Here is a 12,234-nt window from a genome sequence, read left to right as displayed (position 1 = left end):
GGCACCGGTCATGGCCGTCTCCGTGACACGTCTCAGTAGACGGGGAGCGTCCGCGGGCCGAGATCGTCGCGGACGGGCGGCGGGGCCAGGCGGACGGAGACACCGAGAACACTCAGGCCCTGGGGTGCGACGACAACCGGCTCCAGGGTCACCGCCACGACCTCCGGGTGGTCGTCGACCAGCCGTGACACCCTCAGCAGCAGCTCCTCCAGCGCAGGTGTGTCGACGGGGGTCGAGCCCCGCCAGCCGAACAGGAGCGGTGCCGTCCGGATCGACCGGACCAGCGAGGTCGCGTCCCGGTCGGTGACCGGAATCAGCCGGTGCGCCATGTCGCCGAGCAGCTGGGAGGCGGCTCCGGCGAGCCCGAACGACAGGACGGCTCCGGCCGCCGGGTCGATGACGGCCCGTACGACCGTGTCCACGCCCCGTGGCGCCATCCCCTGCACCACCGGTCGCAGCTCCTCCGGCTTCCCGAACAGTTCGGTCAACTCCGCGTACGCCCGCCGCAGTTGCTCCTCGCCCGCGAGATCCAGCCGTACGCCGCCCAGGTCGGCGCGGTGCCGCAGGTGCGGGGCGGTGGCCTTGAGGGCGACGGGGTAGCCGATGCCCGCGGCGGCCCGCGCGGCGTCGTCCGGGGTGAAGGCGGGAACCGCCTCGCGTACGACGATGCCGTACCGCCCGAGCAGGTCGCGCGTCTCCGCGGTGCCGAGCGTGAGGCCCTGCCCGCGCGCGAGCATGCCGCCGATGAGCCGGGCGGCGCCCTTCTCGTCGATGTCCTCGTACTCGGGCACCTTGCCGGGCTCGGCCGCTTCCCGCCGCCACCGGGCGTAGTGCACGGCCTCGGCGAGGGCGCGGACGGCACGCTCGGCGGCGGGGTAGGCGGGGATGAGGCGGGGGCCGGCGTCGGGAGCGGTGGGCTGCGGTGCCCGTACCGGTGCGGGCAGTTGTTGTGAGGGGCGTAGCCGGCGGGTGCCGGCCGCCGAGGTGTCGGGCTGCGGTGCGGTGCTCGTCGCGGCCGACAACGCCTCCGCGAGCCCGCCGAGCTCCACGTGCACCACCAGCACTGGCTTTCCGGGGACCGCCTCCGCGGCCGATCGCAGCGCCTCCGCCAGTTCGGCGTCCCCGGGCGATTCCTCGCCGATCGCCGGAATGGCCGTCACCACCACCGCGTCGCACGAGTCGTCCCCGAGGGCGCGCGACAGGGCGGCGTGGAAGTCGCCCGCCGAGGCTCCCGTCGTCAGGTCCAGCGGCCTGGCGGGCCTGAGCCCCTCGGAGAGACACGCGTCGTACGTCAGCAGCCCCAGCGACTCGGAGTTCCCGAGGATCGCCACCCGCGGCCCCGCCGGCAGCGGCTGCCGTGCGAGCAGCAGCCCCGCGTCGACCAGCTCGGTGATGGTGTCCACGCGGATCACACCGGCCTGCCTGAGCAGGGCGGACACGGTCGTGTGCGGCAGCCGTGTCGCCCGCACGGCATGCCCTTGGGGGGCGCTGCCTGCGCCCTGGACCACGACCAGCGGCTTCGCCGCCGCCGTCCGCCGGGCGAGGCGGGTGAACTTGCGGGGGTTGCCGATGGACTCCAGGTACATGAGGACGACGTCGGTGTCCGGGTCGTCGTACCAGTACTGGATCACGTCGTTGCCGGACACGTCCGCGCGGTTGCCGGAGGACACGAAGGTGGACACGCCCGTGACGCCCGTGACTCCCCCGCCGCGGCGCTGCAGCCGGGACAGCAGCGCGATGCCGATGGCGCCGGACTGTGCGAACAGGCCGATCCGGCCGGGGCGGGGCATCTCAGGGGCGAGCGAGGCGTTCAGCCGTACGTCGGAGGAGGTGTTGATGACCCCGAAGGCGTTCGGTCCGATGATGCGCATGCCGTACGTGCGCGCCTGCCGCACCAGTTCGCGCTGGCGCTCGCGTCCTTCGGGCCCGCTCTCGGCGTACCCGGCGGAGATGACGACCAGCCCTTGTACGCCGTGCTCGCCGCACTCGGTGACCACCTCGGGGACCTGCTCGGCCGGCACGGCGACGACCGCGAGGTCGACGGGCCCGTCGATGTCCCGCACCGAGCGGTGCGCCGGGACGCCGTCGAGCTCCTTGAGGTCTTCGGGAAGCGCCTTGTTCACGGCGTGGAGCGTCCCGGTGAAGCCGGCGTCGCGGATGTTGTCGAGGATGCCGCGGCCCACGCCTCCCGGCGTGCGCCCGGTGCCGATGACGGCGACCGAGCCCGGCACGAGCAGCCGCCGTACGGACCGCGCCTCGGCGCGCTGCTCCCGCGCGCGCTGTACCGCGAGGGAGCGGTCGGTGGGTTCGAGGTCGAACTCCAGGCGTACGACGCCGTCCTCGAAGCTGCGCTTCTGGGTGTAGCCCGCGTCCGTGAACACCTTGATCATCTTGGCGTTGGCGGGCAGCACCTCGGCGGCGAAGCGGCGGATGGCGCGCTCACGGGCGACGGCGGCGATGTGCTCGAGGAGGGCGGACGCGACGCCGCGCCCCTGGTGGGCGTCCTGGACGAGGAAAGCCACCTCGGCCTCGTCGGCCGGCACGGACGCAGGCATGCCATCGGCGCCGATGCGGTCGTAGCGTACGGTGGCGATGAACTCGCCGCCGACCGTGGCCGCGAGTCCCACCCGGTCCACAAAGTCGTGGTGCGTGAAGCGGTGGACGTCCTTGGCGGACAGGCGAGGGTAGGGCGCGAAGAAGCGGTAGTACTTCGACTCGTCCGACACCTGCTCGTAGAAGCTGACCAGGCGCTCGGCGTCATCAACGGTGATGGGGCGGATGCGCGCGGTGCCGCCGTCACGCAGCACCACGTCGGCCTCCCAGTGCGCGGGATACTCGTGCCGGTCCGGCGAGGTCTGCATGGGCCCCAGAGTACGGCTCGCGTCCGACAACGGCGCGAGGCAGTCTGTGGAGAACACGGCAGTCCGCGGAGAACCGAACAAGGACGCAAGTCGGGCCGAGGCCGCGGTCCGACGACCCGCCCCGGACGGGACGAAGTACCGCTCCGGACATGCTTCACGTTGTGGGAAACTGGTCTAGACAACCCTGAGACTCTGAAGGGCAGCATCACATGGCTGAGCGCCGCGTCAACGTCGGCTGGGCCGAGGGCCTCCACGCCCGCCCCGCTTCCATCTTCGTCCGGGCCACCACGGCCACAGGTATCCCCGTGACGATCGCCAAGGCCGACGGCAATCCCGTCAACGCGGCCTCCATGCTGGCCGTCCTGGGCCTGGGCGCCCAGGGTGGCGAGGAGATCGTCCTCGCGTCCGACGCCGAGGGTGCGGACGCCGCACTCGACCGTCTGGCCAAGCTGGTCTCCGAAGGTCTCGAGGAGCTCCCCGAGACTGTCTGATCACGGCACCGCAGAAGGGCTCGTCCGAATTACCGGGCGAGCTCTTCGCATTTCTTGTGCCAAGACCGTGGAATTCCCGATCGCGGGCAGCATGGATAAACCCCCGCGAATTCTCTTGTCTTTGTATACGGCGCCCGTGTTAATGACGCAGGCTCGACATGTTTACGGCATGTTGCGAGTTCCTCACACGGTCGGCGCGATCGGCGCCGGGGGTGAATCGCAGCCGGTGCACCCCGCTGGAACGCTCGGTGTGCAGGGTCGTGACCGCCCGCGCGCGCTCGCTGTCGCCGCGGGCCACGGCGTCGACGATCGCACCGTGCTCCGCCCAGGACTCCACGGGGTCGGCGGGCGCCTCCACGGCGTACATCCAGGCGATCTTGTGGCGCAGCTGGGTCAGCATCGAGGTCAGCGCGGGGCTGCCGGCGGCCTGCGCGAGCGTCTCGTGGAACCAGCTTCCCAGGGAGCGCAGATCCTCGCTGTTGCCCCTCCTGGCCCGCTCCTGGCCCAGTCTCACCAGGCCGCGCAGGACCTTGAGATGGGCCTCGGTACGCCGCTGGGCGGCCCGTGAGGCACCGAGCGGCTCCAGGAGCATGCGCATCTCCAGCAGGTCGGAGGCCTCCTGCTCGGTCGGTTCCGCCACGCACGCGCCCGCGTGCCGTCGGGTCACCACGAAGCCCTCGGCCTCCAGCGTGCGCAGGGCCTCGCGGACGGGAACGCGCGAGACGCCGTAGCGGCGGGCCAGAACTTCCTCGGTGAGGCGGCCGCCACGCTCGTGGACACCGGCGACGATGTCGTCCCGGATCGCCGTGCACACCGAGTGCGCCGGAATACGCATGACCGACCTCCGACTTAATCCCCGTGAAACGTCGATGATTGACGCGTGTTCCGTGACTCTATTGCACAGAGCCGGAATTTCCGACGGGAGGCCGGAATCCATGGATATTTTTTGGACAGCAGGGCAACGGAAAGCGGCGAAACCCCGGCTCGTGGAGCCGGGGTTTCGCCGTTGTCCTGCGATCCGTCGTCAGACGTTCACGCCGTGCGAGCGCAGGTAGGCGACGGGATCGATGTCCGAGCCGTACTCGGCGGTCGTACGGGCCTCGAAGTGCAGGTGCGGTCCGGTGGTGTTGCCGGTCGCGCCGGAGACGCCTATCTGCTGCCCCGGGACGACCGTCTGGCCCACCGAGACGCCGATGGACGACAGGTGGCCGTACTGGGTGTACGTGCCGTCGTGCATCCTGATCACGATCTGGTTGCCGTAGGCGCCACCCCAGCCGGTCTCGACGACGGTGCCGGCGCCGACCGCGTGGACGGCCGTGCCGCTCGCGGCGTGGAAGTCGATGCCCGTGTGGCTGCCGGAGGACCACAGGGAGCCACCGGTCTTGTAGCCGGTCGAGACGTACGAGTTCGAGATCGGCGCGACGAAGGTGTTGAGGCGCTTGCGCTCGGCCTCGCGCGCGGCGCGCTCCTTGGCCTGCCGCTCCGCCTCGGCCTTCGCGGCGGCCTTCTTGCGCGCCGCCTCCTCTGCCGCCTTCTTGCGGGCGGTCTCCTCGGCGGCCTGCTTCTGGGCGTCGGCCTGGGCGTCGATCTTGTCCGCGATCGTGTCGCCGATGGTGATGACAGGGGTGAGGCCGGTCTGCTCGACGGAACTCTCGGCGGCGAGGGCCGGAGCGGCCTGGGCGCCGACGACGCCGGTGGCGGCGAGAGCCGCGACCCCTGCGGCGCGGATGGTGGTGCGGTGCATCCGCGTGGGACGACGGTGCTTCCCGGTGGCGCGCGTGAACGCCATGTGGTGGCTGGTCCTTTCCTTCCCTCTCGCCTACCGGGTTAGCTGACGGGTTCGGAGCAGGAAGGTCTCCTACGGACCCCCTCGCTGCGCGCGGGCGTCCGATTCACCCCAGGGACTGCGATGGGTCCCCGGCTCCCCTGGCTCGCGCCATAGGGGGACTCGGCGATGACTGTCCGGTGCCGCGGATGCGGCGCTGTGCCTGACGGACAGACCGGACGACGCTAAGCGGGGCGACTTTCAATTCCCAAACGGATCACGGTTTTTGTAGTACATGCCACAGGTCAGACAGGCAACCTCTCCCCTAATTCGGACATTAGGGGGCCCTGGTGACTCATCAGTCACCAGGGCCCCCACGCGCGCGGCGCCGCCGGTCCTCTACTCGGCTGCCACGACGGTGACTTCTCCGATCCCCAGGGCCTCGACGGGCTCCTTGATCGCGGCCGCGTCACCGACGAGGACGGTCACCAGACGGTCCACCGGGAAGGCGCTGACGGCCGCCGCGGTGGCCTCCACGGTGCCGGTGGCGGCGAGCTGCTGGTACAGCGTCGCCTGGTAGTCGTCCGGCAGGTGCTGCTCGACCTGGTCGGCCAGCGTGCTCGCCACGGCAGCCGCGGTCTCGTACTTCAGCGGCGCCACCCCGACGAGGTTCTGTACGGCGACATCGCGCTCGGCGTCGGTGAGCCCGCCTTCGGCGAGCGTGCGCAGCACCTTCCAGAGGTCGTCGAGCGCCGGGCCGGTGTTGGGGGTGTCGACAGAGCCGCTGATCGCGAGCATCGCGGCACCGGAGCCGTCCGGGGCGGACCTGAGGACCTGGCCGAAGGCGCGCACACCATAGGTGTAGCCCTTCTCCTCACGCAGGACACGGTCCAGACGGGAGGTGAGGGTGCCGCCCAGGCAGTACGTACCGAGCACCTGCGCGGGCCACACGCGGTCGTGCCGGTCGCGGCCGACGCGGCCGATGAGCAGCTGCGTCTGGACGGAGCCGGGACGGTCCACGATGATCACGCGTCCGGTGTCGTCGGCGGTGATCGGCGGCACGGGACGGGACTCGCCCCTGGAGCCCGTCCAGGCGCCGAGGGTCTCGCCGAGCAGCGCGTCCAGGTCGATGCCGGTGAGGTCGCCGACGACGACGGCGGTGGCCGTGGCAGGCCTGACGTGCCGGTCGTAGAAGGCGCGCACGGCCGCCGAGTCGATCTTCTCGACGGACTCCTCGGTGCCCTGGCGCGGGCGCGACATGCGCGAGGTCGCCGGGAACAGCTCCTTGGAGAGCTCCTTGGCGGCACGGCGGGAGGGGTTGGCCAGCTCGTGCGGGATCTCGTCCAGGCGGTTGCGGACCAGCCGCTCGATCTCGCTGTCGGCGAAGGCGGGCGCCCTGAGGGCGTCGGCGAGCAGACCGAGCGCCTTGGCGAGGCGGGAGGCCGGCACTTCGAGGCTCAGGCGTACGCCCGGGTGGTCGGCGTGCGCGTCGAGGGTGGCACCGCAGCGCTCCAGCTCGGCGGCGAAGTCCTCGGCGGAGTGCTTGTCGGTGCCCTCGGAGAAGGCCCGCGCCATGATCGTGGCGACGCCTTCGAAACCGGCCGGTTCGGCCTCCAGGGGCGCGGCCAGGAGCACCTCGACGGCGACGACCTGCTGGCCGGGGCGGTGGCAGCGCAGGACGGTCAGGCCGTTGCCGAGCGCGCCGCGCTCCGGGGCGGGGAAGGCCCAGGGCCTTGCCTCGCCGGCCTGGGGCTGCGGGTGGAACTCCATCGTGGTGAGCTCGGTCACTTGGCCGCCTCCGTGGTGTCGTCGCCGGTCTCGACCGTGGCTTCGGCCTCGGGGTCCTGCGGGGGATCTGCGTCCTCGGCGCTTTCTCCCGCGACGGGCTCGTAGACGAGCACCGCGCGGTTGTCGGGCCGCAGGCGCGCCTTGGCGACCTCCTGCACCTCCTGGGGTGTCACTTCCAGGACGCGCTGGACGGCGGTGAGGGCGAGCTGCGGGTCGCCGAACAGGACGGCGTAACGGCACAGTTCGTCGGCGCGGCCCGCGACCGTGCCGAGCCGGTCGAGCCACTCGCGCTCCAACTGGGCCTGCGCGCGCTCCATTTCCTCGGCGGTGGGGCCCTCCTCGGCGAACCGGGCGAGTTCCTCGTCGATGGCGGTCTCGATGACCGGCACCTCGTAGTCTCCGGAGGTCTTCACGTCCAGCCAGCCCAGGGAGGGCGCTCCGGCCAGCCGCAGCAGGCCGAAGTTGGCCGCGACGGCCGTACGGTCGCGCCGTACGAGACGGTTGTAGAGGCGGGAGGACTCGCCGCCGCCGAGGACGGTGAGCGCCAGGTCTGCGGCGTCCGCCTCGCGCGTGCCGTCGTGCGGCAGCCGGTACGCCGCCATCAGGGCGCGCGCGGGCACCTCCTCCTTCACGACCTCGCGCAGCTGGCCGCCGATGATCTCGGGCAGCGAGCCGTCCCGGGGTGCGGGCTTGCCGTCGTGCGAGGCGATGGACCCGAAGTACCTCTCGACCCAGGCGAGCGTCTGCTCCGGGTCGATGTCGCCGACCACCGACAGGACCGCGTTGCCCGGCGCGTAGTACGTGCGGAAGAACGCGCGCGCGTCCTCCAGGGTCGCCGCGTCCAGGTCGGCCATCGAGCCGATCGGGGTGTGGTGGTAGGGGTGGCCCTCCGGGTAGGCGAGGGCGGTGAGCTTCTCGAACGCCGTGCCGTAGGGCACGTTGTCGTAGCGCTGACGGCGCTCGTTCTTGACGACGTCCCGCTGGTTCTCCATGGACTCGTCGTCGAGGGCGGCGAGCAGGGAGCCCATACGGTCGGCCTCCAGCCAGAGGGCGAGCTCCAGCTGGTGGGTGGGCATGGTCTCGAAGTAGTTGGTGCGCTCGAAGCTGGTGGTGCCGTTGAGCGAGCCGCCCGCCCCCTGCACCAGCTCGAAGTGCCCGTTGCCCTTGACCTGGCCCGAGCCCTGGAACATCAAGTGCTCGAAAAGGTGAGCCAGGCCGGTGCGTCCCTTGACTTCGTGGCGCGAACCGACGTCGTACCAGAGGCACACCGCCGCGACGGGGGTCAGGTGGTCCTCGGAGAGCACCACGCGCAGGCCGTTGGCCAGGCGGTGCTCGGTCGCAGTCAGGCCCCCGGTGCCTGCCTGGTCTGTGGCCGTGTGACCCATGGGCATGTACGTCCCTTCGATCGCGGATGCGGTGCTTCGAACCGCGGTTTTCCTGCCGGTCCTGCCACTGTATGCAAGCGTGCGGATCGTCGGCGAAGTTCCCGGACGACATACGCCCACAGCGGATCGCGTAACCTGCGGGCAGCCGCAGCGAGGTTGACCCCCGCGCGGCGGCCGGGGCGCCCACACCGGGTCCTGGCAGGCGTTGTCAGTACCGCGGTCCACAATGGTCGCGTCAGATCCTGTTCACGCTTCAGCAAGAGTGAGCCGAAGGGGACGTGAGCGACCCGTAGGCGAGCGCCCAGAAAAGAGGAGCCGGCAGCGATGGCCCGCCGCAGCACGAAGACCCCGCCGCCCGACGATTCGTACGAGGAGAAGATCCTCGACATCGACGTCGTCGACGAGATGCAGGGCTCCTTCCTCGAGTACGCGTACTCGGTCATCTACTCCCGAGCCCTGCCCGACGCCCGCGACGGTCTCAAGCCGGTGCACCGCCGCATCGTCTACCAGATGAACGAGATGGGGCTGCGCCCCGACCGCGGCTATGTGAAGTGTGCGCGCGTGGTCGGCGAGGTCATGGGCAAGCTGCACCCCCACGGCGACGCGTCGATCTACGACGCCCTGGTGCGCATGGCCCAGCCCTTCTCCATGCGCGTGCCACTGGTCGACGGCCACGGCAACTTCGGCTCGCTGGGCAATGACGACCCGCCGGCCGCCATGCGCTACACCGAGTGCCGTCAGGCCCAGGCGACGAGCCTGATGACGGAGTCGATCGACGAGGACACGGTCGACTTCACGCCCAACTACGACGGCCAGGAGCAGGAGCCGGTCGCGCTGCCCGCCGCCTTCCCGAACCTGCTGGTGAACGGCTCCTCGGGCATCGCGGTCGGCATGGCGACGAACATGCCCCCGCACAACCTCGCCGAGGTCATCGCGGCCGCCCGGCACCTGATCCGCTTCCCGAACGCGGATCTGGACACGTTGATGAAGTTCGTCCCGGGCCCCGACCTGCCCACCGGCGGCCGCATCGTCGGCCTCGCCGGTATCCGGGACGCCTACGAGTCGGGCCGCGGCACCTTCAAGATCCGCGCCACGGTCGAGGTCGAGACCGTCACGGCGCGCCGCAAGGGCCTGGTCATCACCGAACTGCCCTTCGCGGTCGGCCCCGAGAAGGTCATCGCCAAGATCAAGGACCTGGTCGGCGCCAAGAAGATCCAGGGCATCGCCGACGTCAAGGACCTCACGGACCGCGCGCACGGCCTGCGCCTGGTCATCGAGATCAAGAACGGCTTCGTGCCGGAGGCCGTCCTGGAGCAGCTGTACAAGCTGACGCCGATGGAGGAGTCCTTCGGCATCAACAACGTCGCCCTGGTGGACGGCCAGCCGCTGACGCTGGGTCTCAAGGAGCTCCTGGAGGTCTACCTCGACCACCGCTTCGAGGTCGTACGACGGCGCAGCGAGTTCCGCCGCACCAAGCGGCGCGACCGTCTGCACCTGGTGGAGGGCCTGCTGACCGCCCTCGTCGACATCGACGAGGTCATCCGGCTGATCCGCTCCAGCGAGAACTCCGCGCAGGCCAAGGAGCGCCTGATGGAGCGCTTCTCCCTGTCGGAGATCCAGACCCAGTACATTCTGGACACCCCGCTGCGCCGCCTCACCAAGTACGACCGGATCGAGCTGGAGGCGGAGAAGGAGCGGCTGAACGCGGAGATCGCGGAGCTGACCCGGATCCTCGAGTCGGACGCGGAGCTGCGCAAGCTGGTCTCCACCGAACTGGCCGCGGTGGCCAAGAAGTTCGGCAGCGAGCGGCGCACTGTCCTGTTGGAGGCGTCGGGCGCCCCGGCGGCCGCTGTACCGCTGCAGGTCGCGGACGACCCGTGCCGGATCCTGCTCTCCTCGACGGGCCTGCTGGCCCGCACGTCGAACGGCGAGCCCTTCCCGGAGGACGCCGACGCCCGGCGCGTGAAGCACGACGTGATCGTCTCCGCGGTCCCGGCCACGGCACGCGGCGAGATCGGCGCGGTGACCTCCTCCGGCCGCCTGCTGCGGATCAACGTCGTCGACCTCCCGCAGCTCCCGGACACGGCGTCGGCGCCGAACCTCGCGGGCGGGGCACCCCTGTCGGAGTTCGTCTCCCTGGAGGACGGCGAGACGGTGGTCTGCCTGATCACGCTCGACGAGTCCTCCCCCGGCCTCGCGCTCGGCACGGAACAGGGCATCGTCAAGCGGGTGGTCCCCGACTACCCGTCCAACAAGGACGAGCTGGAGGTCATCACGCTCAGGGACGGCGACCGGATCGTCGGCGCGATCGAGCTGCGCACCGGCGAGGAGGACCTGGTCTTCATCACGGACGACGCGCAGCTGCTGCGCTACCAGGCCTCCCAGGTCCGTCCCCAGGGCCGTCCCGCGGGCGGCATGGCGGGTGTGAAGCTCACCGACGGCGCGAAGGTCATCTCCTTCACGGCTGTCGACCCGGCCGCGGACGCGGTCGTGTTCACGGTCGCGGGCTCGCGCGGCACGCTCGACGACTCGGTCCAGACGACGGCCAAGCTGACCCCGTTCGACCAGTACCCGCGCAAGGGCCGCGCCACCGGCGGCGTCCGCTGCCAGCGGTTCCTCAAGGGCGAGGACTGCCTGTCCCTGGCCTGGGCGGGAGCCGTCCCCGCCAAGGCGGCCCAGAAGAACGGCACCCCGGCCGACCTCCCGGAGATCGACCCGCGCCGCGACGGCTCGGGTGTGTCCCTGGCGAAGACGGTGGCGGTGGTGGCGGGGCCGGTCTAGGCCTCGGAATCCGGCTCCATGGAGTCCTCTCCCGGATCCTGTACGTAGCGCAGGACGCCCCACATGCCGTGCTCGTCGGCGGCGTGCGGGGCGTCGCGCGCGCACTGCTCCAAATCCTTGCGGAGGGCGGGCGCGTCGATGCCGGAACCGATGAGGACGAGCTGGGTTCGACGCTTCTCGTCGGGCGCCCAGGGCTCCGGGTAGAACCGCAGGAACGGCCCCACGGCGTGGACGGCGTACCGGTTCTGGACGTCGTCCACGCCGAAGTCGACGTACCCCTTGATCCGGTACAGGCCTTCGGGCCTGCTGTCGAGGAACTGCATCAACCGGCGCGGGTCCATGGGCATTTCGGAGCTGACGGACACGCTGTCGTAGGCGGCGTGCAGATGGCCGGCATGGTCGTGCTCGGCATGACCGTCACGGTCGTTGAGATCGTCGAAGGACAACTGCCCGACGCGTTCCTCGCCCGGCCGGCAGTCGAAGAGGAACTCGGGGTCGATCCGCGCGTACGTCGCGGGCACGACGGCGGCACGGTCGGCAAGGGACCGTACGAGCGCGAGGACGCTTTCCCCGTCGGCCGCCCGGTCGAGCTTGTTGACGACTACGAGGTCGGCGAGAGCGAGATGCCGGTCGATCTCGGGATGCTTCGCGCGGGTGTCGTCGAACTCGGCGGCGTCGACGACCTCGACGAGGCCGCCGTACACGATCCCCGGATGTTCGCTGGCCAGCACCATGCGCACGAGTTCCTGCGGCTCGGCGAGGCCGCTCGCCTCGATGACGACGACATCGATGCCGGCGGCGGGCCGGGCGAGCCGCTCCAGGTACAGATCCAGCTCGCCGGTGTCGACGGCGCAGCACAGACAGCCGTTGCCGAGGGACACGGTGGAGTCCCCGAGCGCACCGGCGACGGCCATGGCGTCGATCTCGATGGCACCGAAGTCGTTCACGATGGCCCCGATACGGCTGCCGCCGCTGCGGTGCAGGAGGTGATTGAGGAGGGTGGTCTTGCCGGAGCCCAGGAATCCGGCGAGTACGACGACCGGGATCTGCCGGAGGCTGTGGCTCGGCTGACTCAATGTGCGACCTCTCTGACACCGACGCGTGCACCGGATCGCGCTCCCGGCGCACGCACGAGGATTGAATGCCGGACCAGGATACGAGCC

Annotated in this window: 8 protein-coding genes and 1 riboswitch; of the genes, 2 read left to right on the top strand and 6 right to left on the bottom strand. The window is 70.8% G+C overall.

Annotation, left to right across the window (positions count from 1 at the left end; all coding sequences use genetic code 11):
• Positions 1-32: 32 nt before the first annotated feature.
• Entirely contained in the window at positions 33-2,861 is a 2,829-nt protein-coding gene (locus tag OOK07_RS32395; RefSeq protein WP_266799971.1) for a bifunctional acetate--CoA ligase family protein/GNAT family N-acetyltransferase, read from the bottom strand.
• 209 nt (positions 2,862-3,070) lie between these two features.
• Here OOK07_RS32395 and OOK07_RS32390 point away from each other — a divergent pair, with 209 nt between their 5' ends.
• A complete protein-coding gene (locus OOK07_RS32390) occupies positions 3,071-3,352 on the top strand; it encodes an HPr family phosphocarrier protein (RefSeq protein WP_266685326.1) in 282 nt (93 codons plus the stop codon).
• 139 nt (positions 3,353-3,491) lie between these two features.
• Here the strand turns inward: OOK07_RS32390 and OOK07_RS32385 are convergent, their stop codons facing one another.
• The 4 genes from OOK07_RS32385 to OOK07_RS32370 form a co-directional block, all read right to left on the bottom strand.
• The gene (locus OOK07_RS32385; RefSeq protein ID WP_266685325.1) at positions 3,492-4,187 is read right to left on the bottom strand and encodes a GntR family transcriptional regulator; all 696 of its coding nucleotides are present in this window, start codon (positions 4,185-4,187) and stop codon (positions 3,492-3,494) included.
• Between the two features lie 189 nt (positions 4,188-4,376).
• Positions 4,377-5,141: a M23 family metallopeptidase gene (locus tag OOK07_RS32380; RefSeq protein WP_266799969.1), complete on the bottom strand. Its 765-nt coding sequence runs from the start codon at positions 5,139-5,141 to the stop codon at positions 4,377-4,379.
• A 12-nt stretch (positions 5,142-5,153) separates the two neighbouring features.
• A riboswitch (cyclic di-AMP (ydaO/yuaA leader) is annotated at positions 5,154-5,316 on the bottom strand.
• Between the two features lie 200 nt (positions 5,317-5,516).
• The gene (locus OOK07_RS32375) at positions 5,517-6,905 is read right to left on the bottom strand and encodes a M16 family metallopeptidase (protein WP_266685323.1); all 1,389 of its coding nucleotides are present in this window, start codon (positions 6,903-6,905) and stop codon (positions 5,517-5,519) included.
• Positions 6,902-8,296 carry a M16 family metallopeptidase gene (locus tag OOK07_RS32370; protein WP_266799967.1) on the bottom strand — a complete coding sequence of 465 codons (1,395 nt, stop codon included), beginning with the start codon at positions 8,294-8,296 and terminating at the stop codon, positions 6,902-6,904. The genes OOK07_RS32375 and OOK07_RS32370 overlap by 4 nt, the downstream gene beginning before the upstream one ends.
• A 318-nt stretch (positions 8,297-8,614) precedes the next feature.
• Here OOK07_RS32370 and OOK07_RS32365 point away from each other — a divergent pair, with 318 nt between their 5' ends.
• Positions 8,615-11,071, top strand: a complete 2,457-nt coding sequence (locus tag OOK07_RS32365; RefSeq protein ID WP_266685321.1) for a DNA gyrase/topoisomerase IV subunit A — start codon at positions 8,615-8,617, stop codon at positions 11,069-11,071.
• On the opposite strand, the gene OOK07_RS32360 is transcribed toward OOK07_RS32365, so the two are convergent.
• Positions 11,068-12,147, bottom strand: coding sequence for a CobW family GTP-binding protein (locus tag OOK07_RS32360; protein WP_266799964.1), 1,080 nt, complete (start codon positions 12,145-12,147; stop codon positions 11,068-11,070). The genes OOK07_RS32365 and OOK07_RS32360 overlap by 4 nt on opposite strands.
• Between the last annotated feature and the right edge of the window lie 87 nt (positions 12,148-12,234).

The organism is Streptomyces sp. NBC_00078, assembly GCF_026343335.1.
Lineage (GTDB): Bacteria > Actinomycetota > Actinomycetes > Streptomycetales > Streptomycetaceae > Streptomyces.
The sequence above is the reverse complement of the archived record's forward strand: the minus strand, read 5'-3'. Positions and strand labels throughout refer to the sequence as shown.

Coding starts and splice junctions, on each gene's coding strand:
- OOK07_RS32395 (WP_266799971.1), bottom strand. CDS start 2,861: ATGCAGACCTCGCCGGACCGGCACGAGTATCCCGCGCACTGGGAGGCC.
- OOK07_RS32390 (WP_266685326.1), top strand. CDS start 3,071: ATGGCTGAGCGCCGCGTCAACGTCGGCTGGGCCGAGGGCCTCCACGCC.
- OOK07_RS32385 (WP_266685325.1), bottom strand. CDS start 4,187: ATGCGTATTCCGGCGCACTCGGTGTGCACGGCGATCCGGGACGACATC.
- OOK07_RS32380 (WP_266799969.1), bottom strand. CDS start 5,141: ATGGCGTTCACGCGCGCCACCGGGAAGCACCGTCGTCCCACGCGGATG.
- OOK07_RS32370 (WP_266799967.1), bottom strand. CDS start 8,296: ATGCCCATGGGTCACACGGCCACAGACCAGGCAGGCACCGGGGGCCTG.
- OOK07_RS32365 (WP_266685321.1), top strand. CDS start 8,615: ATGGCCCGCCGCAGCACGAAGACCCCGCCGCCCGACGATTCGTACGAG.